Annotated in this window: 18 protein-coding genes and 1 pseudogene; 13 read left to right on the forward strand and 6 right to left on the reverse strand. The window is 70.2% G+C overall.

The genetic code is table 11. The annotated features are described in order from the left end of the window. Window positions 1–80 precede the first annotated feature (80 nt). Entirely contained in the window at window positions 81–1,682 is a 1,602-nt protein-coding gene (locus BUB75_RS04235) for an amino acid permease (protein ID WP_073251547.1), read from the reverse strand. 352 nt (window positions 1,683–2,034) lie between these two features. On the opposite strand from BUB75_RS04235, the gene BUB75_RS48740 reads away from it, so the two are divergent. Further along, window positions 2,035–2,229 carry a DUF397 domain-containing protein gene (locus tag BUB75_RS48740; protein ID WP_073251549.1) on the forward strand — a complete coding sequence of 65 codons (195 nt, stop codon included), beginning with the start codon at window positions 2,035–2,037 and terminating at the stop codon, window positions 2,227–2,229. A 246-nt stretch (window positions 2,230–2,475) separates the two neighbouring features. After that, window positions 2,476–2,694: a DUF397 domain-containing protein gene (locus BUB75_RS48415; RefSeq protein ID WP_084740205.1), complete on the forward strand. Its 219-nt coding sequence runs from the start codon at window positions 2,476–2,478 to the stop codon at window positions 2,692–2,694. Between the two features lie 65 nt (window positions 2,695–2,759). Here BUB75_RS48415 and BUB75_RS04250 read toward each other — a convergent pair whose 3' ends face one another. Further along, complete coding sequence (locus BUB75_RS04250; RefSeq protein WP_073251551.1) at window positions 2,760–3,605, reverse strand: helix-turn-helix domain-containing protein; 846 nt, start codon at window positions 3,603–3,605, stop codon at window positions 2,760–2,762. Window positions 3,606–4,322: 717 nt separating this feature from the next. Here BUB75_RS04250 and BUB75_RS04255 point away from each other — a divergent pair. Then, window positions 4,323–4,799 carry a hypothetical protein gene (locus BUB75_RS04255; RefSeq protein WP_178379760.1) on the forward strand — a complete coding sequence of 159 codons (477 nt, stop codon included), beginning with the start codon at window positions 4,323–4,325 and terminating at the stop codon, window positions 4,797–4,799. 9 nt (window positions 4,800–4,808) lie between these two features. Then, window positions 4,809–5,426, forward strand: coding sequence for an RES domain-containing protein (locus tag BUB75_RS04260; RefSeq protein ID WP_084740207.1), 618 nt, complete (start codon window positions 4,809–4,811; stop codon window positions 5,424–5,426). A gap of 106 nt (window positions 5,427–5,532) precedes the next feature. On the opposite strand, the gene BUB75_RS04265 is transcribed toward BUB75_RS04260, so the two are convergent. Next, window positions 5,533–6,729 carry an RNA polymerase sigma factor gene (locus tag BUB75_RS04265; protein WP_073251557.1) on the reverse strand — a complete coding sequence of 399 codons (1,197 nt, stop codon included), beginning with the start codon at window positions 6,727–6,729 and terminating at the stop codon, window positions 5,533–5,535. Further along, on the reverse strand, window positions 6,726–7,088 hold the full coding sequence (locus tag BUB75_RS04270; protein ID WP_073251559.1) for a YciI family protein: 363 nt from the start codon (window positions 7,086–7,088) through the stop codon (window positions 6,726–6,728). The genes BUB75_RS04265 and BUB75_RS04270 overlap by 4 nt, the downstream gene beginning before the upstream one ends. A gap of 463 nt (window positions 7,089–7,551) precedes the next feature. Here BUB75_RS04270 and BUB75_RS04275 point away from each other — a divergent pair, with 463 nt between their 5' ends. The 7 genes from BUB75_RS04275 to BUB75_RS48420 all read left to right on the forward strand — a co-directional run bounded on the left by BUB75_RS04275 (window position 7,552) and on the right by BUB75_RS48420 (window position 17,377). Then, window positions 7,552–8,352: an alpha/beta fold hydrolase gene (locus BUB75_RS04275; RefSeq protein WP_073251561.1), complete on the forward strand. Its 801-nt coding sequence runs from the start codon at window positions 7,552–7,554 to the stop codon at window positions 8,350–8,352. A 56-nt stretch (window positions 8,353–8,408) separates the two neighbouring features. Beyond that, complete coding sequence (locus BUB75_RS04280; RefSeq protein WP_218617282.1) at window positions 8,409–9,002, forward strand: TetR/AcrR family transcriptional regulator; 594 nt, start codon at window positions 8,409–8,411, stop codon at window positions 9,000–9,002. Window positions 9,003–9,095: 93 nt separating this feature from the next. Beyond that, window positions 9,096–10,625, forward strand: coding sequence for an MDR family MFS transporter (locus BUB75_RS04285; RefSeq protein ID WP_073251565.1), 1,530 nt, complete (start codon window positions 9,096–9,098; stop codon window positions 10,623–10,625). A 183-nt stretch (window positions 10,626–10,808) separates the two neighbouring features. Further along, complete coding sequence (locus tag BUB75_RS04290; protein WP_073251567.1) at window positions 10,809–13,919, forward strand: efflux RND transporter permease subunit; 3,111 nt, start codon at window positions 10,809–10,811, stop codon at window positions 13,917–13,919. A 53-nt stretch (window positions 13,920–13,972) separates the two neighbouring features. Continuing rightward, window positions 13,973–15,937: a TRAP transporter permease gene (locus BUB75_RS04295; protein ID WP_073251569.1), complete on the forward strand. Its 1,965-nt coding sequence runs from the start codon at window positions 13,973–13,975 to the stop codon at window positions 15,935–15,937. Beyond that, window positions 15,934–16,950, forward strand: coding sequence for a TAXI family TRAP transporter solute-binding subunit (locus tag BUB75_RS04300; RefSeq protein WP_073251571.1), 1,017 nt, complete (start codon window positions 15,934–15,936; stop codon window positions 16,948–16,950). Before BUB75_RS04295 ends, BUB75_RS04300 begins: the two co-directional genes overlap by 4 nt. Before the next feature lie 13 nt (window positions 16,951–16,963). Then, window positions 16,964–17,377 (forward strand): RpiB/LacA/LacB family sugar-phosphate isomerase, encoded by a 414-nt coding sequence (locus tag BUB75_RS48420; RefSeq protein WP_073251574.1) that lies wholly within the window; start codon window positions 16,964–16,966, stop codon window positions 17,375–17,377. A 93-nt stretch (window positions 17,378–17,470) separates the two neighbouring features. On the opposite strand, the pseudogene BUB75_RS04310 reads toward BUB75_RS48420, so the two are convergent. Then, window positions 17,471–18,286: pseudogene (locus BUB75_RS04310) on the reverse strand (EamA family transporter); the annotation flags it as partial. Between BUB75_RS04310 and BUB75_RS04315 the strand changes: the two are divergent. Together BUB75_RS04315 and BUB75_RS04320 are read left to right on the forward strand one after the other, a co-directional pair. After that, on the forward strand, window positions 18,285–19,184 hold the full coding sequence (locus BUB75_RS04315; protein ID WP_073251578.1) for a LysR family transcriptional regulator: 900 nt from the start codon (window positions 18,285–18,287) through the stop codon (window positions 19,182–19,184). The pseudogene BUB75_RS04310 and the gene BUB75_RS04315 sit on opposite strands and share 2 nt — an antisense overlap. After that, the gene (locus BUB75_RS04320) at window positions 19,169–19,849 is read left to right on the forward strand and encodes an adenylate kinase family protein (protein ID WP_073251581.1); all 681 of its coding nucleotides are present in this window, start codon (window positions 19,169–19,171) and stop codon (window positions 19,847–19,849) included. The genes BUB75_RS04315 and BUB75_RS04320 overlap by 16 nt, the downstream gene beginning before the upstream one ends. On the opposite strand, the gene BUB75_RS04325 is transcribed toward BUB75_RS04320, so the two are convergent. Then, entirely contained in the window at window positions 19,844–20,596 is a 753-nt protein-coding gene (locus BUB75_RS04325; protein WP_073251584.1) for an SDR family NAD(P)-dependent oxidoreductase, read from the reverse strand. The two genes, BUB75_RS04320 and BUB75_RS04325, sit on opposite strands and share 6 nt — an antisense overlap. Window positions 20,597–20,599: the final 3 nt, after the last annotated feature.

Genomic DNA, 20,599 nt, shown 5'->3' on the forward strand with positions numbered 1-20,599 from the left:
GAACGAACGCTCCACAGAACCGCGAGCCGGGGACGTCAAGGGACTCCCCGGCCCGCTGGCATTTCTGGGCCTTGAGACCTCTACACCGCGCCAGGGGTTGCCGGCTCGGTGAGCGGCTCCTCGTCGATCGTCCGCCGTGGGCCGGCGAACCACTTCCGGGCGGACGTGAACCACCAGACCGTGATCGCGAGCAGCACCGCGCCGGTCACGATCGGCGCGTAGTTCACGTCGAACCAGCTGAAGTCATCGGTGAACGGCACGCCGCCCGGCACGATTGGCATGCAGAAGTAGATGCTGATCACGACGATCTCCGCCGCCGCGACCACGTTCATCCACCGGTAGTGCCGCCCGAGGCTCCACGGCCCCGGCTGGAACGCCGACCCGTGCCGTAGCCGGTAGTAGATCGGGATGAGGAACGCCAGGTACAGCCCGATGACGGCAACCGACACCACGGCGTAGAAGGCCACCGGGATGCCGGCCGGGCTCTTGTACAGCGCGGGCAGCGTGATCGCCACGCCCGCCACCGCGCCGCCGAGCACCGCGTTGACCGGGACGCCGGTCTTCGGCGACACCCGGCTCCACAGTCGACGCCCCGGCACCGCACCGTCCCGGCTGAACGCGTACCCCATCCGGGACAGGCTGGTCATCGCCGCGATCCCGCAGAACACCTGTCCGATCGTCGCGATCACCATCACGAGCTTGAACAGCGCAGGCGACAGCGCGGACGAGAAGATCGCGATCACACTGCCGACGCCGTACCCGTTGTCCGGCGAGTTGATGAACCCGACGTCCTTTGCGGCCCACAGGAACGCCAGCAGCAGCAGCCAGCCGCCGATCGCCGAGTAGAAAATCGACGTCCAGATGCCCCGCGCGACCGTCCGGGACGCCGCATGCGTCTCCTCCGAGAGGTGTGCCGAGGCATCGAACCCGGTGATCGTGTACTGCGTGAGCAGGAACCCGAGCGGCAGGACGTAGAACCAGAACGACCAGGCGCTGTCGGAGAACCCGGAGTTGTTGATCCGCTCGGTGAAAATGAAGTCCGCGCTCTGATGGCCGTCCGACGCGACGAGCAGCACGACGATGATCACCGCGGCGCCGAGCACGTGCCAGCCTGCGGAGACGTTGTTGATCAGCGCCAGCAGGTGCGAGCTGAAAATATTCAGTACGCAGACCAGCGCCATAATGACGACGAACCAGAAGAACTGCTGGGTCAGCGCGTCGCCGCCGAACGTGTCGCCCCAGCCGCTCCAGAACAGCGTCAGCGTGATGTTCCAGAAGCCCGCGCACGCATAGACGATGCTGGCGGTGACCGCGATCAACCCGACCAGGTTGAGCCACCCGGTGTAGAACCCGGCGGCCGGCCCACCGAGCCGCGCCGCCCACCAGTAGATGCCGCCCGCGGTCGGGTACGCCGAACCCATCTCGGCCAGGCACAGTCCGATGATCAGGATGAAGACGCTGATCAGCGGCCATCCGATGGAGATCGCGATCGGACCGCCGTTGTTCCACGCCTGGGCGAACGTGGTGAAGCAGCCGGCCAGGATCGAGATGATCGAGAAGCTGATCGCGAAGTTCGAGAAACCGGACCAGGTGCGATGCAACTCCTGGCGGTAGCCGAGTTCGGCGAGGCGTGCCTCGTCGGAGTCGGGCGCGGGTCGGTTCGTGTCGTCGGCGACTGCCATGAACGCCTCCTCGTACAGCGGGGGAACTGCGAGGGAGTAGTACGAACGTCGTTGTTCGGGCGCGCGAAGGGCCGGGACCGTGACGCGGCACCGTCCAACCAGTACTGACGGTCGAAACCGGACAGGCCGCTGGAAGGGTTATAGCCGCTCTCGGCGTTGCGCGGAAGCGCTCTGCCGGGCCGGGAGCGCTCGACGGGGCAGGCCGCCCCCGTCAGCCGGTACCCTCGACCGAGAAGTCTCGAACGTACCGATTGCGGATGATGTTGAGGACTTGTACGGCGAATCCGGGCCGCCGTGCGAGATCTCGGTATCGGGGACGGTAGGCCCGTGACGCGAATGGACGTGGACGGTCATGGAATCGCAGCAAGGCGGAATCAAATGGCGCCGATCCAGCTATTGCGGCCACGCGAGCTGCTTAGAGATGTGCCGGGATGATCAACGAGTACTCGTCCGTAACAGTGCAGCGCCCCACGGTGCACAGCTCGAACTGTCCGCCGCGCTGTGGCGCGAATTTGTAGAAGCAGCCAAGGCGGGAGCTTTCGGCTAGTCCGGCGCGGCAGCGGCTGAACGTACCACTGCGATTGCCGTCTGGTTCACCATATCGGGCGGCATGTGGCTTGCTATTTCCCTAGAGTGGCGCGGTGACGTCCATCTTCCCCGCAAGGATCGGCCCGACCTATCCTGCCATCCCGTTGTCGTCGCTGTGGGCTCACCTGACGTGGGCGTGCCCCTGCAGCATTGGCGTTCCGTCCCCGTATGGTAAGACATCCGATGCAAATACGGGGGGAATTTGATGCGTGAGATTGGTCCGCGCGGCGATGCGGCTTTGTGGCAGCGGTCAAGTCACTGCGGTCACACGAGCTGCGTCGAGGTTGCGCGACTCGGCGATGAATCGATCGCCCTCAGGGACAGCAAGGACGGCACTCGTGGACGGGTTCTGATCTACCCGGCGCGATCGTGGTCGGCGTTCGTCGACGCTGCGAAGCAGGGGTTTTTCGACGTACGGCGGTGAACTTCGCTCGGTCGGCTCGGCGGCGCCGCTAGGTCGCCGCCCGAGCCGCGCCACGGGGATGTCCGTCACAGGGCGCGGGCGACCGACCCGATCAAGCGCTCCGACTCCTCCGGGTTCAGAGACAGCTCTTGGAGCTGACCGAAAAGACTGCGGTATCTCTGGAGATCCTCCATGGCGACCAGAAACGTGGATGGTAGTAGTCCGTCGACGTAGACCCGGTCACGAATAGCCTCGTCAAACGACATGATCGTGAATAGGCCGTCCATTCCGGGATGGGCGCCGACCGAAAAAGGTATGACCTGAAGTGTGAGCGGGCCTTCGGAGCTCAGTCGGGCCAGATGCTCGAGTTGTCCACGCATCGTGCTTCGTCCGCCTACCACCCGACGGATGGCGGCTTCGTCCATGACGAAATTCAGCCGCGGTGGATGCGGGCGGCGGAAAATGTCTTCCTGCCGCCGGCGGCGATCGTTGATAACTTTTTCCATGAGATCATTGGGGATGTTCGGCTGAAAGCGTCGAAAAAGGGCGACCGTGTAATCTGGGGTTTGTAGCAACCCGGTGATAATTGTGGTCTTGTAATCGTCGATGGCGCTTGCGGCCAATTCCAAATCGGTATAGTCGGGGTTGTCGACAACGGGCTTTCGAGTGGTTCTGCGAGCCTCGCCCACTAGCTTCGTCAGACGTTCCTGCTCGTCGTTGTCGAGGCCGTACAGTTCGCAGAGGCGCACGAGGTCCGGGATCTGCACTCGGCGGTTGCCGGTCTCGATACGGCTGAGCTTGGAGGCCGAGAAGCCGGTCGCGTCGAGCACCTCCGCCGTGGTCAGCTCGAGGGCTTCCCGGTGGCGTTTGAGGGCGGCGGCCACCTCAAGTCGTCGGAGGGTGGGCGGGCTCAGGCTCGATGCCTCGGCCACAGTGGCTCCCTTGGTCGATGCACGCAGTGTTACTCGTTCTGCATGGAGCGAACCACTCAATGCGTACTGCAAATTGCAATTTCTTCGGCAATTGCCAGTGATCTTGCCAGGTGCGAGCAAGCCCGTCACTATGAAGCTGAGTATTCCTACGGTTGTGTCATCCTTCGGGCGGGGGAGTGGCGTGACGACCGAGGCTGTTGTGGCGATCCCATACAGCTGTGGCGTAACACCGTAGGACACAGGGGGGTGGGCGACAGATATCCGCTGTCGGCGTAGAGCGACGCCCGAATTCGCTCCCACAGATGTTTGGTGAGCGCCTCGAAAAAACGGACTGGGTCGATGTTGCAGCATCGACCCAGCCCAAGGCGCACACCGTCCGCGCGAGCGCTCCAGCTCACTCAGTGACAGGTGATGCGCCGTGTCCAACGGTACCCGTGCTTTCAATTTACTTCTAGGTCGTCTCAACCACAGAATGACCGTTCTCGGTGATCGATTGTTTCGGCGCGAGGACGACGCGGCGAGGGCCGCGGGGTGGGAAATCCACCGGACCTGGTGGGGATTGGGGCGGCGATACCGGGATCCGCGGATCGCGCGACGGGCGCGGAACCGCGGCGGGCCGCCCGGCGAGAGCGGACGCCACCGCGTCCTCGTCGGTGTGGCGGGGCGGCGAGTCCGATGACGGTGTCGGCGCAGCTACCGCCGCCGCAGTATGGTCCGTTGCCGGGGCCGGTGAAGCGTCCGCTGCCGACGACGATCGTGTGGCGTTGGCGCTACGAAGTCCTCGTGTTTCTCGCCATTTCTCTGGCGGCTTCCGTGCTCATCCCGGCGTACGGGCTGGCCGAGACGTTACTGCCGACCGGCGTGAGCGTCGCATTGGTCGCGGCGGTCGGGCCGTTACGGCGGGCCGTCGTCCGGTGGGTGCTGTGCGTGGCGACCGAGCATCGCGTCCGGGCCGGGCTGGCGCAGGCGTGGGTGCACAACCGGCGCGGCCGGCTGCCCGCGATCGTTCGGACGCGGCGCACGCCGTACGGCGAGGCGGTGCTGCTGTGGTGTCCGGCGGGGATCTGCGCGCGACACGTCCGCGCCGCCGCGCCGGTGCTGCGGGCGGCGTGCTGGGCGCAGCACGTTCACGTCACGGCGGACGTCCGGCGCGCGCACCTGGTCACCGTGCACGTGGTGCGCCGGAACGGCTGAGGCCTCGCCATGCTTCTCTATCGAGTCATTCCGTATCGGGTGGACGCCCGGCCGGGGTCGCTGGGCCATCCGCTGTGCCTGACCGTTCGGCAGGGTGAGGGTCGCCTGGACAATCCGGCGCACTACACCGTGGCGTACTTCGCGTTGGAGCCGAGCGGCGCGGTCGGCGAGACGTTCGCCGACGTGCCGGACTGGACCGCGGAGATGTTTCGCTCGGCGGGCGCGGGCAGCGTGTGGGCGCTGGCCACGTACATGCTGGCCAACCGTGTGTCGTTGCTGGAGCTGGACAGCGCGTCGAACCTCGTCGACCGGGGTTTGCGGCCGACGCAGGTCATCGAACGCAACCGTTCGGCCAGCCAGGCGTGGGCTCGCAAGATCTACCGCGAGCGCAACGACTTCGGTGAACGGCTGTGGGACGGCGTCCGCTGGTGGAGTTACCACCGCCCGGGGTGGCGGATCGTCGGGTACTGGGGGAGCGAACTGCCGGCCGTGCTCAAGATCGAGGCGCTGGGTCTGGAGCATCCGGCGGTGGTGGACGCAGCGTACGAGCTCGGCCGGATGTTCGACCGGCCCGCTCCCTCGCCCCGCCCGGTGGACGGCGCCGGCCTCGGCGAGCGGTCGGCGTGACCCGCCGGTCGGTGGCGCAAGCGGTCGGCGTGACCCGCCGGCCGGTGGCGCAAACGGTCGGCGTGACCCGCGGTCGGTGGGCGCGAGCGATCGGCGTGACCCGGGCTCAGGCCAAGCGCCCCGCGCGCGTCGTGAGGTAGCGGCGTTCCGGCAGGCTCGCGGTGCGCCGGGCGGCCTCGCGGTACGCCTCGCGCGCCCCGGCGGTGTCGCCCTGCAGCTCCAGCAGGTGCGCCCGCACCGCGTGCCACCGGTGATGCCGTTCCAGCGAAGACCGCACCGACTCCAACACCGCGAGCCCGGCGGCAGGCCCGTTCACCTGCGCCACCGCGACCGCCCGGTTGAGCGTCACCACCGGACCCGGCTCGAAGCGCTCCAGCAGCGTGTAGAGCCCGACGATCTGCACCCAGTCGGTCTCGTCCGCGGACGGCGCCTCGGCGTGCACCGCGGCGATCGCGGCCTGCAGCTGGTACGGCCCAAGCGGCGCGACCGGCAGCGTCGCGCTGATCAACGCCACGCCTTCCTCGATCATTTTCCCGTCCCACGACAGGCGATCCTGCGAGTCGAGCGGGATCAGCTCCCCACCGGAGCCGAGCCGGGCCGGGCGCCGCGCCTCGGTGAGCAGCATCAGCGCGAGCAGCCCGGCCACCTCGCCGTCGGACGGCATCAGCGAACGGATCGCCCTGGTCAGCCGGATCGCCTCCGTGGTCAGATCGGCGCGATGCAGAGCGTCCCCCGAGGTGACGACGTAGCCCTCGTTGAAGATCAAGTAGAGCACCCGCAGAACCACCGCGAGCCGCGAAGCCTGCTCGTCGGCCGGGGGCGGAACGAACTCCTCCGCGCGGAGCCGCGCCTTGGCGCGGCTGATCCGCTGCGCCATCGTCGACTCCGGCACCAGGAAGGCCGCGGCGATCTCGGCCGTGGTCAGGCCGCCGACGGCCCGGAGGGTCAGCGCGGCCTGCGTGGTCGGCGACAGCGCCGGATGGCAACACAGGAAGAACAGCGTCAGCGTGTCGTCCACCGCGGGTACGACCGGTGCCTCCGACGGCACGACGGCTACCTCCCGGCGACGCCGCGCGGCGTCGCTGCGCCACTGGTCGGTCAGCCGGCGGGTCGCCACCGACACCAGCCAGGCCCGCGGGTTGTCCGGCACCCCTTCGGACGGCCACTGCCGGAACGCCGCGAGCAACGCCTCCTGCACCGCGTCCTCGCACTGGTCGAACTGCCCGTAGCGGCGGACCAGGCTGCCGAGGACCTGCGGCGCGCACTCGCGCAGCAGGTCCTCCAGGCCAGGGACAGCAGTCACATCTCCAGCCCGGCCTCGGCCATCACCGGCCGTACCTCGATCGCGTTGAACGACGCGTCCGGGATCTTCGCCGCGAGCTCCACCGCGCGCTCCGGTGTCTCGCAGTCGACCGCGTAGTACCCGGCGAGGAACTCCTTCGCCTCGACGTACGGGCCGTCGGTGGCGTCGACCGCGCCGTCGCGCACCCGCACGGTCGTCGAGGACGCCGGGTCGGCGAGCGCGACGAACCCGAGCATCTCGCCGGTCTCCTTCAGCTCGGCCGTGAACGCTTCGTGGCCGGCGAAGACCGCGTTCTTCTCCTCCTCGGAGAGCGTCTCGAACACCGTCGGGTTCATGTGGATCAGCAGCAGGTACTTCATCGCTTTTTGCTCCTTCGTCTCGCTGGTGCCTAGCACGGGGAGGTCGGAGCCGTCGGCCCCTCCTCGACACCCCGGCGATGTGACCCCCGTCACTAACCGACGACGTCGAGAGCCGAGCGTCCGCTGCGACGCCCTACCGAACCGCACATCGCGAGAGGACGAGGGATGAGCATCGCGGAAGACGCACAACAGCGCGCGGGCCGGCGCGAGCAGCGTCGTCGGGGCACCGGGCGGCCGTCGCCGCACGCGACACGCTCACCGGCGCTGCCGAGGTTGCGGCCGGTCTGCCTGACAAGCTCGGGGCTGAGGTTCTCGCTGCCGCTGAGCAGGCGTTCACCGCCGGGATGCAGGCCGCGGCCGCCACCAGTGCCGCGCTGCTCGCCGGGCTCGCCGTGCTGGTCGTGGTGGCGCTACGGCACACCCCGCCGACCGGCGCGGAGCCGACCCGCGAAGGAGAGCACTGATGGACACCGTCACCTCGGCCGACGGCACTCCGATCGCGTTCGACCGCTACGGCAGCGGTCCGGCGGTGATCCTGGTCGGCGGCGCCTTCCAGCACCGCGCGATCGATCCGGGCACCGCGGCGCTGGCCCGCCTGCTCGCCGAGGAGTTCACCGTCTACCACTACGACCGCCGCGGACGTGGGGACAGCGGCCACGGCGCCACCCGGTACTCGCCGGAGCGGGAGATCGAGGACATCGCCGCGCTGATCGTGCACGCCGGTGGCCATGCGGCGCTCTACGGCATGTCGTCCGGGGCGGCGCTGGCCCTGGATGCGGCGGCCAGGCGTCCGGCGGTCACCCGCGTCGCGGTGTACGAGGCCCCGTTCATCGTCGACGCAAGCGCACCACCGCACTCCGACGATCTCCAACCCCGGCTGGAGCGCCTGGTGATGACCGACCAGCGCGACGGCGCCGTCGAGCTGTTCCTCACCGAAGCGGTCGGGGTGCCGCGGGACGTCGTCGCCGGGATGCAGCGCTCGCCGGGCTGGGCCGCGATGGAGGCGGTCGCGCACACGCTCGCGTACGACATCGCGCTGCTGGAGGGCACCACCACGGGCGAGCCGCTCTCACCGCAGCGCTGGGCGGCGGTGACGGTCCCGGTGCTGGTGATCGACGGCGGGGCGAGCCCGCCGTCGATGGCGAGCGCCGCGGACGCGCTGGCCGGCGTCCTGCTCGACGCCCAGCGCCGGACGTTGCCGAGGCAGACGCACGACGTCGACCCGGCCGTGCTCGCCCCGGTGCTGCGGGAGTTCTATCGCTAACTATTGCAGGCAATAAAGATTTGCAGCCCCTGCAAGATTCGCCTAGCGTGGGGCGCGTGAACCCAGGGCTGCGTCTGCGGAAGAAGCAGCAGACCCGCGCGGCGCTCGCCGACGCGGCGCTCCGGCTGGTCGCCGAGCGGGGCCTCGACCACGTCACGGTCGAGGAGATCAGCGCTGCGGCCGACGTCTCGGCCCGCACGTTCTTCAACTACTTCGCGACGAAGGACGACGCGGTCTTCGGCACGATGCTCGAGGGCAGCGACCGGATCCGGGAGGCGCTCGTCGCGGCGCCGCCCGACCGGCCGCTCTGGGACGCGCTCTGGACGGCGTACCGCGACGAGGCGGAGGACCTGCAGGCCGACGCCGAGCGGCTGCGGCTCCGGATGACCGTCTGTAGCCAGAACCCCTCGATGCTGGCCCGGCTGGTCGAGGTCGGCGCCGCGGCGGAGCTGGCGCTGGCCGAGGCGATCGCCGCGCGGCTCGGCGTCGAACCCGGTAGCGACGGAACGCCGCTACTGATCGCCGTCACCGCCGGGGGAGCGCTCCGCGTCGCGATGATGCGCTGGGCCACCGGGAGCGGCGACCGTCTTCTCACCGAACTCGTCGACGAGGCGTTCGAGGCCCTCGCCGCCGGCTTCGCGGGGCGCTGACCCCGCCCCACCCCAACCTGGACGAGAGAGAACACACGCGTGACCGCACCCGATTTAGCCACGCCCGCACCCACGCCTGATCAGTCCGAACGCATGTCCCGGCGGGAGATCCTCCAGGCGCTGTCCGGCCTGATGATGGGCCTGTTCGTCTCGATCCTGGCGTCGACGATCGTCTCCAACGCGCTGCCGAGGATCATCGCCGACCTGAACGGCAGCCAGTCGGTCTACACCTGGATCGTCACCACCGAGTTGCTCGCGATGACCGCGACCGTGCCGCTCTGGGGAAAGCTCGCCGACCTCTACAGCAAGAAGCTGCTCATGCAGCTCTCGCTGGTGATGTTCGTGATCGGCTCGCTGGTCGCGGGGCTGACGCCCAACGTCGAGCTGCTGATCTTCAGCCGCGTGATCCAGGGCATCGGCGCCGGTGGTGTCACCGCGCTCGCGCTGATCGTGATGGCCGCGATGATCCCGCCGCGGGAGCTCGGCCGGTACTCCGGCATCTTCGGTGCGGTGTTCGGTGTCGGGACGATTGCCGGCCCGCTGATCGGTGGCGTGCTCGTCGACACGTCCTGGCTCGGCTGGCGCTGGTGCTTCCTGATCGGCGTCCCGTTCACGCTGGTCGCGATCCTGCTGCTGCAGCGGACGCTGGACCTGCCGGTCGTGAAGAAGGCCGTGAAGATCGACTACCTCGGGGCGTTCCTGATCACCGCCGGTGTCTCGACGCTGCTGATCTGGTCGACGCTGGCCGGGGACAAGTTCGACTGGGCGTCCGCGTGGACGGCGGGCCTGGTCGGGCTCGCGGTCGTCCTGCTGGCGCTGTTCGTGCTGGTCGAGTCCCGGGCGGCCGAGCCGATCATCCCGCTGGGGATCTTCCGCAACCGTACGGTCTCGCTGACGACGCTCGCGAGCGCGCTGGTCGGTGTCGCGATGTTCGGCGGCACCGTGTTCCTCTCCCAGTACTTCCAGATCTCGCTGGGCAAGTCGCCGACCGTCGCCGGCCTGATGAGCCTGCCGCTGATCTTCGGACTGCTCGGGTCGTCGACCGTCGCCGGTGCCCTGATCACCAAGTACGGGAAGTGGAAGATCTACCTGGTCGCCGGTGGCGTCGTGATGGTGATCGGGATGGCGCTGCTGGGCACGATCAGCGCGGACACCAGCGTCCTGATCCTGTCGCTGTACATGTTCGTGCTCGGCGTCGGCGTCGGCCTGCTCATGCAGAACCTCGTCCTGGCCGCACAGAACGACGTTCCGGCCCGTGACCTGGGTGCCACCACGTCCGTGTTGACGTTCTTCCGCAGCCTCGGCGGCGCGATCGGCGTCAGCGCCCTCGGCGCGGTGCTCGCCAACCGGGTGAGCACGCTGAGCGCGGAGAAGCTCGGCCCGGCGGCGTCCGGCGGCGACGGGGCCGCCGAGGTTCCCGACCTCTCCACGCTGCCGCCCGCGGTGCTGAAGGTGATCCAGGACGTCTACGGCGAGGCCACCGCCGACATCTTCCTCGTCGGCGCGCCGATCGCGGCGTTGGCGCTGTTCGCCGTAGTGTTCGTTAAGGAGAAGTCGCTGGCCACGCTCAGCGGCGACGAGCGCCTCGCGCGGGAGCAAGCCGGCGTGGGTGCGGGGCACTGACCCGCTGACCCACAGTCTGTGGCTCGGCTGAGGAACGCTGCGCCCGCATCCGCGGGTTGTGGCTGACTACCGGTCGGATCCCATCGGCGTCCATTGCCGGACGCGGCGGGATCCGATACCCGGAGCAAGGCCCCGGCGTGTCCGGGATCCATCACCCTCGTGTGCCGATCGGAGAGCACCGACATGTCCTTCCTGGCCAGGTTCAGCCTCGCCAACCGGGCGCTGATCGCGTTGATCACGATCGCGGTCACCGCGTTCGGGCTGATCGCGATCCCGTCGCTGAAGCAGCAGCTACTGCCATCCCTGGAGATCCCCGCGGCGTTCATCACCGCGCAGTACTCCGGCGCCTCGCCGGACGTCGTGGAGAGCCAGGTCACCGAGCCGATCGAGGAGGCCGTCCGCGGCGTCGCCGGCGTTACCGGGACCACGTCGAGCTCGCTGGAGGGCTTCGCGACCGTTCAGGTGGAGCTGGAATACGGCACCGACCTCGGGGCGACCGTCAACAAGCTCCAGCAGGCGCTCGACCGGGCTCAGCTACCCGCGGACGTCGACCCGTCGATCCTGTCCGGCGGCACCGACGACTTCCTCCCCGCGGTCGCGCTCTCGGCGTCCGGCGGGGACACCGCCGCGCTGGCGCAGAAGCTGCAGAAGACCGTCCTGCCGGAGCTGAACAGCATCGAGGGGGTCCGCGAGGCCACGCTCACCGGCGCGCCGGACAAGACCGTCGTCATCCGCCCCGACCTGGCGAAGCTCAGCGCCGCCGGCCTGAGCCCGCAGTCGATCAGCACCGCGATCAGCAGCGGTGGGACGGCCGTTCCGGCCGGCCAGGTCGCCGACGGCACCCAGGCCCTGACCGTGCAGGTCGGCGGCGGGTACACGTCGCTCGACGACCTGAAGAACCTGTACCTGACGCCGAGCTCGGGCGACACGACGCCGGTCAAGCTCGGTGACGTCGCCGGCGTGGAGTCGGTGCAGACGCCTGCCACGTCGGTGACCCGAACCAACGGCAAGGACAGCCTCGGTATCAGCGTGACGATGACGCCGGACGGCAACGCCGTCGACATCTCGCACGCGATCAGCGACAAGCTCGACGAGTGGACCGAGGAGCTCGGCGAGGGCGCCGAGCTGACGATCGTCTTCGACCAGGCACCGTTCATCGAGAAGTCGATCAGCAGCCTGGCCACCGAGGGTGGTCTCGGCCTGGTGATGGCCGTGATCGTCATCCTGGTGTTCCTGCTCTCGGTGCGGTCGACGCTGGTCACCGCCGTGTCGATCCCGCTGTCGGTGCTGATCGCGCTGATCGTGATGTGGGCCGACGGCCTCTCGCTCAACGTCTTGACGCTCGGCGCGCTGACGATCGCGATCGGCCGGGTGGTCGACGACTCGATCGTCGTCCTGGAGAACATCAAGCGGCATCTCGGGTACGGCGAGGAGAAGATCACCGCGATCTTCAACGGCGTCCGCGAGGTGGCCGGCGCGGTCACCGCCTCGACGCTCACCACGGTCGCGGTGTTCGCCCCGATCGCGCTGGTCGGCGGGCTGGTCGGCGAGCTGTTCCGGCCGTTCGCGATCACCGTGACGGTCGCGCTGCTGGCCTCGCTCGTCGTCGCGCTGACGATCGTCCCCGTGCTGGCGTACTGGTTCTTGCGGCAGCCGAAGAACGTTGAAGACGCCGAGGAGATCCGCAGGATCGCCGAGGAGAAGGAGCGGAAGAGCTTCCTGCAGCGGGTCTACGTCCCGGTCATCGGGTTCGCGGTCCGGCGTCGGTGGACGACGATCGCGATCGCGATCGTCATCCTGATCGCGACGCTCGGCATGGTGCCGTTCCTGAAGACGAACTTCCTCGACCAGTCGGGGCAGAACACGCTCAGCCTGACCCAGACGATGCCGGTGGGCAGCAGCCTGGCCACCACCGACGCGGCGGCGAAGAAGGTCGAGGCGGTCCTCGCCGAGTTCCGCGAGGACGGTGACCTGGAGTCCTACCAGGTGACGATCGGCGGCGGCGTGTTCGGGCTCGGCGGCAACAGCAACTCCGCCACCTACCAGCTCACGGTGAACGAGGACGAGGACACCGCCGAGGTCCAGGAGGCGCTCGAGAAGAAGCTGGACGCGCTGTCGGACGCCGGGGAGATCGAGGTCGGCGCCGCGCAATCCGGGGTCAGCGGCACCGAGCAGCAGGTGATCGTCCAGGCTCCGGACGAGGCGACGCTGCGCACCGCGACCGACGCCGTCACGAAGGCGATGGACTCCGTCGACGGGCTGGACGACGTCAGCAGCGACCTCGCGGAGAGCACGCCGCGGGTCGAGGTGTCGCTGAAGGACGAGGTCGCCGCGCAGTACGGGCTGACCGAGGGCACGCTCGGGCAGATCGTCGCGGCGGCGTTCCGCGGCGCTCCGGCCGGTCAGATCGTGCTCGACGGCGTCGAGCAGCCGATCACGGTGCTCGCCGCGACGCCGCCGGCCACGGTGGACGCGGTGAAGGCGCTGACGGTCCCCACCCCGACCGGCGTGGTGCCGCTGAGCCAGGTCGCGGACGTGAAGACCGAGCCGGGCCCGGTGGAGATCACCCGGATCGACGGTGCCCGCAGCGCGACGGTCAGCGGGACGCCCAGTGGCGACAACCTCGGGACGATCACCGCGGACCTGCAGAAGAAGCTGGACGCGCTGGACCTGCCCGCCGGGGCGAGCTTCTCGCTCGGCGGCGCGTCGGAGGACCAGGCCGAGGCATTCCAGCAGCTCGGGCTCGCGGTGCTGGCCGCGATCGCGATCGTCTTCATCGTCATGGTGGCGACGTTCCGCAGCCTGATCCAGCCGCTGATCCTGCTGGTGTCGATCCCGTTCGCGGCGACCGGCGCGCTGCTCCTGCTGCTGGTCAGCGGCACCGCGCTCGGCGTACCGGCGCTGATCGGCATGCTGATGCTCGTCGGCATCGTGGTCACGAACGCGATCGTCCTGATGGACCTGGTCAACCAGTACCGGCGCGACGGCATGCCGGTCGTGCAGGCCGTGGTCGAAGGCGGACGGCACCGTCTGCGTCCGATCCTGATGACCGCGGCGGCGACGATCTTCGCGCTGATCCCGATGGCGCTCGGGCTCACCGGCGAGGGCGGGTTCATCTCGCAGCCGCTGGCCGTCGTCGTCATCGGTGGTCTGATCAGCTCGACGCTGCTGACGCTGGTGCTCGTGCCCGCGCTCTACACGCTGGTCGAGGGTCGCAAGGACCGGAAGGCCGAGAAGCGCCGCCGCAAGGCGGAGGCCGCGGCCACACCGGAGCCGGAGCCGGCGATCTCCTAACTAGACGGGTTCCTACCAACTACGGACATGTCCGTAGTTGGTAGGGTCCCGGCATGGCCGCCCCCGGGACCGTGGCGCCGGATCTCGTCGTCCGTGACGAGGAGCAACCGGCCCGGCGCCTGACGGGGCGGCTCGGCCTGGCGGTATCGATCGCGGCCGCCCTCATCGTGGTGTTCGCGGTCTACCAGGCACTCCGGCCACTGGCGCAGGGCGGCCAGTTCTACCTGATCCTGTTCCTCGCGGCCGTGCTGCCGCTGGTGTTCCTCTGCTACCGGGCGCGCCCCGGTGCCGACGCGACCCGACCGTCCGTGGTGGACTGGGTGCTGGCAGCGGTTGCGCTGATCGTCGCCGCGTATCCGGTGCTCGTCGGCTACAACGCGTTCCTCGACCGGCAGGGCCTGCTCGACCCGGCCGACGTCGTCGCCGGAGGCATCCTGCTCGTGCTGCTGCTCGAGGCCTGCCGCCGGACGACCGGCTGGGTGTTGCCCGTCGTCTGCCTGCTCGCGCTCGCGTACTGCTACTACGGCGGATACCTGCCGCAGTCGTGGTCGATCGCGCACGCCGGTCTGGACGTCGATCAGATCATCGACGCGCTCTACAACTCCGGCAGCGGTTTCTACGGCACCCCGCTGGACGTCGCCGCGACCTACATCGTGCTGTTCACGCTCTACGGCGCGGTGCTCAGCCACTCGGGGGCCGGGCAGTTCTTCGTGGACCTCTCGGTGGCCGCGTTTCGCCGGTCGCGTGGTGCGGCCGGCCGAACCGCTGTGGCCGCCGGGTTCCTGCTCGGCACGGTGTCCGGGAGCGGGACCGCCACCGCGGTGAGCGTCGGCGCGGTCACCTGGCCGATCCTGCGCCGGGCCGGGTACCCGGCCACGAACGCCGGCGGCATGCTCGCCGCTGCCGGTGTGGGCGCGATCCTCTCCCCGCCGACGCTCGGCGCGGCGGCGTTCATCATCGCCGAGTACCTCGACGTCTCGTATCTGCAGGTGCTGGGCTGGGCCACGGTGCCGACGATCCTCTACTACCTCGGCATCCTGCTCGCGGTGGAGATCGACGCCCGCCGGTTCGGGGTCCGCCCGGTGGAGGTCGAGGCCCGGTCGCCGTGGCGCCTGCTGGCCCGGTTCGGCTACCACTTCTCGTCGCTGCTCGTCGTCCTACTGCTGTTGTTCTTGGGCCGGCCGGTGACCGAGGCCGTGCTGATCGCGACCGCGGTCGCGTTCGCGCTCTCGTTCCTCGACCGGTCGGCCAGGCTGACGCCCCGGCGGCTGTTCGCCGCGCTCGCCGAAGGCGGGCTGGGCGTGCTCACGGTGACCGTGGTCTGTGCCTCCGCCGGGATCATCACCGCGACGATGACGAAGACCGGCCTGGCGGCGCAGACCGCGTCGCTGCTCGTGGACGGCGCGCGGGCGATCGTCGACGATCCGGTGGCGACGCTCGCGCTCACCGCGGTGCTGGCGGCGGTCGCGCTTCTGCTGCTCGGGCTGGCGGTCCCGGTGACCGCGTCGTTCATCATCGGCTGGGTCGTGATCGGACCGGCGCTGCTGGAACTGGGCGTCCCCGCCGCGGCGGCGGCGATGTTCGTCTTCTACTACTCGGTGCTCTCCGAGGTGACGCCGCCGACTGCGCTGGCGGCGGTCGGCGCGACCGCGGTGACCGGCGGGGCGGCGATCCCGACGATGTGGCAGGCGCTGAAGTACGCGCTGCCCGCGTTCCTGGTGCCGCTGTCGTTCGTCCTGACCGACGCGGGCGAGGGGCTGCTCGGACGCGGGGGCTGGGCAACGGTGCTGGTCGCCGCCGTGGTGGCCGCGCTCGGCGTCGCCGCGCTCGCGGTGGCGACCGGCGGCTGGGTGCTCGGGGTGGGCGCCGTCGGACGCGTCGGCCGGGTGCTCGCGGGGCTCGCCGCGCTGTTGCTGCTCTATCTGGAACCGGTGCCGGTCGTGGTCGGGCTCGTGTTGCTCGCAGCGGCGGCGGCCGTGGCGGTGGTGACCCGCAAACCCGAGGAGGGTGTGGCATGAAGCGACGGTGGATTCGACTACTCGGTGGTGTGCTCGCGCTGGGCGTCGGAGCGACGAGCCTGGCCGGCTGCGGGGGTCGGCGGGACGACGCCACGACCGACGACGCGGACGCCCCGGTGACCTGCGAAGTCGAGAAGGACACCCGGATCAGCATCGCGACCGGGAACGCGACCGGCGTGTACTTCGCGCTCGGCAACGCGTACGCGGCTCAGATCTCGACCGCGACCGACGGCCGGGTGAAGGCCACCGCGGCGGAGACCGGGGCATCGGTGCAGAACATCCAGCAGCTGGTTCGCGGTGACTACCAGGTCGCGTTCTCGCTCGCCGACAGCGCCGCCGACGCGGTCGCGGGCAAGGGCGCCTTCGACGGCGAGCCGCAGCCGATCCGTGCGCTGGCCCGCATCCACACGAACTACACCCAGGTCATCGCGCGGAACGGCACCGGCATCAGCCGGGTCGAGGATCTCCGTGGCAAGCGGGTGTCGACCGGTTCCCCGAAGTCCGGCACCGAGGTGATCGCCAACCGGCTGCTGGAGTCCGCCGGCCTGGACCCGGCGAAGGACGTGCAGGCCCAGCGGCTCGACCTCGCGAAGACCGTCGACGCGATGAAGAGCGGGACGATCGACGCGATGGTCTGGTCCGGCGGGCTCCCGACGCCCGGCGTCACCGACCTGTTCACGACCGCGCGGAACCGGGTGACGTTCCTCGACATCACGCCGCTGCTCCCGGCGATGCGGACGATCAGCCCGGAGTACGAGCAGGCGTCGATCCCGGCCGCTACCTACGGCACTCCGGCCGCGGTGCCGACGATCGCGGTGCCGAACCTGCTGCTGGTGCCGGAGACGCTCGACGCGAACCTGGCGTGCGTGCTCACGAAGGCGCTGTTCGAGCAGTTGCCGGCGCTGGTGAAGGCGAACAAGGCGGCGGAGGACATCACGCTGGAGTCGGCGCCGGACACCGAGCCGGTGAAGCTCCACCGGGGCGCGGAGAAGGCGCTGGAAGAGTTGCGCTGACTAGGGTTGAGACATGCGGATCGCGTTCGCGGCGGATGACAGCAACGAGTGCGTGGAAGCCGTCCGGGCGTTCCTCGCGAAGGATCACGAGGTGACGGCCGTCGAGGGCGACTGGCCGGTGATGTCACGCCGGGTCGCCGAGGCGGTCGTCGCCGGTCGCGCGGACTACGGCGTCCTGATGTGCTGGACCGGAACGGGTACCGCGATCGCTGCGAACAAGGTGCCGGGGGCGCGGGCCGCCACCGTCGCGGACGCCTGGACCGCGCGCGGGGCTCGGCTCTGGAACGACGCGAACGTCGTTGCGCTCAGCCTCAAACGGCTCGCGCCGGACGTCGCCGTGGAGTGCGTCGCGGCGTTCCTCGCCGTGCCGGAGCCGGACCCGGACGAGGCGGCGAACATCGCGCTGCTCGGAGATCCCCCCGGCTGAGCCCGGGCGGTGTTCGGCGGCGGTGACGCCGACGCCGGCGAGCACGACCATGGCGATGGCCAGGGTCTGCACCGGCGTCAGCGCCTGCCCCAGCACCAGCCACCCGGCCAGCGCCGCCACCGCGGGGCCGAGGCTCATCAGCACGCCGAACACCCGCGCCGACAGGCGGCGCAGCGCGAGCAGGTCCAGCGCGTAGGGCAGCGCGGACGAGAGCACCCCGACCAGGCACCCGAGCGCGAACGCCGCCGGATGGAACCCGGCCGTCAGCCCGACCGGCCCCACCACGACCGCCGCGATCACCGCGGACAGCGCCAGCCCGGACAGCCCACCGCCGTCGGCGTCGCCGAGACGCCGGTTGAGCACGATGTACCCGGCCCAGCAGCCCGCGGCGATCAGCGCGAGCACGATGCCGACCAGGTCGGCGTGCGGCAGGCCACCACCCAGCAGGACGACGCCGACGAGCGCGCACACCGCCCACCCGGCATCGCGCGGACGCCGGGACAGCGCGAGCGCCAACCCGAGCGGACCGAGGAACTCGATCGTGATCACCGCACCCAGCGGCAGCCGGTCGATCGCCAGGTACACGCACGTGTTCATCGCGGCGGTCAGCAGGCCGAACCCGGCAGCCAGCCGCCACCGGATGACGGCCACCCGTCCGCGTCCCACCACCACCGCCGCGAGGCCGAGCGCCAGCGCCGCGCCCACCAGGCGCGCCGCGACCATCCCCAGCGGCCCCAGCACCCCGAACAGCGTCGCCGCCAGCGCAGCGCCGAACTGCAGCGAGCACACACCCGCGAGCACCAGCCCCGCGCCCTCCGCGGTCGTCCTCCGTGTCATGGCCTCGACGCTTCCAGCGCCGGGGGCACCCAGGGAAATACCTTTTGCGCAGCACTTATGCTTCGCTGGCATGGACGTCGAACTACGTCATCTGCGCGCGCTGGTGGCGATCGTCGAGGCGGGAACGATCACCGCGGGCGCGGCCCGGCTGGGCATCGCGCAGCCCGCGCTCTCCCGGACGCTGCGCCAGCTGGAGAACCGCGTCGGGACGACGCTCCTCGACCGTTCGACCCGCCACCTGGAGCCCACGCACCGCGGCCGGGCGTTCTACGACCGGGCGCGGGCGATCCTGGCCACGGTGGACGACGCGGTGGCCGAGGCCGCGGGGCCCCGGCCGCTGCGTCTCGGCTACGCCTGGGCGGCGCTCGGCAGCCACACCACGCCGCTGCTCCGGGCGTGGCGCGAGGCCCATCCGGACGTCCCGGTCGAGGTGCACCGGGTGGACACCCGGACCGCCGGGCTCGAACACCGTCTGGTCGACGTCGCCCTGCTGCGGTCGCGGCCCGAGGACGCCGGGGTGCGCGGGCATCCGCTCTACCGCGAGCCGCGGCTGGTCGCGTTGCCCGACGTCCATCCGCTGGCGGGCGCCGACGTCCTGGAACTCGCCGACCTGAGCGGCGAGACGATCGCGCTCTGCCCGCCGATCGGCACGACCAGCCTCGATCTGTGGCCCGCCGAGCGGCGTCCGACGTCGGCGGTCGAGGTCGGCAACGTCGACGACTGGCTCAACGTCATCGCGTCCGGGGGAGCAGTCGGGGTCACCGCGGCGGGGAGCCGGCACACCCATCCCTATCCGGGCGTCGTCTACCGGCCGCTGCGCGGGGCGCCGCCGATCACGGTCTACGTGGCCTGGACCGACGGCCCCGCCCATCCGGCATTGGAGGAGTTCGTCGCGCACCTGGTCGGCGGCGTGCATGCTGGCGGTGCGGCCGTGCGGGGTGAGAGGGTCCGACCATGCGCAAGTACGTGATCATGGGCGTCCAGGGCAGCGGGAAAGGCACCCAGGCGACGATGCTCGCCGACGATTTTGACCTGGTCCAGATCAGCGTCGGCGACATCCTCCGGTGGCAGGTGCAGCACCACACGAAGATCGGGGCGCAGGTCCGCCGGATCGTGGCCGCCGGCGAGCTGGTGAGCGACGACCTGGTGGGGTCGCTCGTCCGGAACCGGCTCGAGCTGCACGACTGGAACTACGGCTTCATCATCGACGGGTTTCCCCGCAACCGGCCGCAGGCGGAGTTCTTCCTGGAGAGCTACGACATCGACGGCGTGATCCACCTCGAACTCCCGGACGACGAGGTGCGCCGCCGGGTGCTCAACCGGCGGCTGTGCACGCGCTGCGGGATGGACTACAACCTGATCGCGCACCGGCCGAAGATCGAGGGGCGGTGCGACGTCTGCGGCGGTGAGCTCGCGACCCGCGAGGACGACGCCGAGCACGCGCTGGAGGCCCGGCTCCGCGACTACCACACGAAGACGAACCCGGTCCTCGAGCTGTTTCGCCGCAAGGAGTTCGTCATCTCGATCGACGCCCGGCCGGACAAGATCACCGTCCAGCGTCAGATCCGCACCGAGCTGGGCCTGCCGATCACCCGCGGGCCGGAGAACCGGGCCCGGGACGGGCGGACGTCATAGGCCTTCCGGGTCGTGCCCCAGCGCGGTGCGTCCGCCGTCGACCGGTAACACGGCGCCGCTGACGAAGCTCGCGTCCGGACCGAGCAGGAACGCGACGACCGCGGCCACCTCCGAGGCCCGCGCCACCCGGCCGAGCGGGTGCAGCCGCGCCATCTCCGCCTCGACGGCGGGGTGGGCCTCGACGTACTCCCGGTACCGCGCGGTCTCGACCGAGCCGGGCGCCACCACGTTGGCCCGGATCCCGTCCGGCCCGTACTCCACCGCGAGCGCCCTGGTCAGGCCCTCGATCGCGGACTTCGCGGCGACGTAGGGCAGCGAGCCGGGGACGGCGAGGCGGGCCTGCCAGGACGAGACGTTCACGATCGCCCCGCCGGTCCCGCCGAGCCGGAACCGGCGTACCGCCACCGTGGAGCCGGCGACGACCAGGTCGACGTTGCGCCGGATCGCGTCCGAGACGTGTTCGGCCGGCGCCGCGTGGACCGACAGATCCTGGAACACCGCGGCGTTGTTGACCCAGCCGGTCAGCGTCCCGAGCTCGGCAGCCGCGGTGGCCGCGCGCTCCATCGCCGCCTCGTCGGAGGCGTCGGCGGCCACGGCGACGACACCGGGGTGCGGCGCTGTCCACTGCAGTGTTCCGGCGTCCCGGTCGACGGCGGCGACCGCACCGCCGTCGTCCAGGAGCCGTTCGACGATCGCCCGGCCGATACCGCCGCCGGCGCCGGTCACTACGTACGAGGGGTTGGTCATGCC

The sequence above is a fragment of the Cryptosporangium aurantiacum genome (genome assembly GCF_900143005.1).
Taxonomy (GTDB): Bacteria; Actinomycetota; Actinomycetes; order Mycobacteriales; family Cryptosporangiaceae; genus Cryptosporangium; species Cryptosporangium aurantiacum.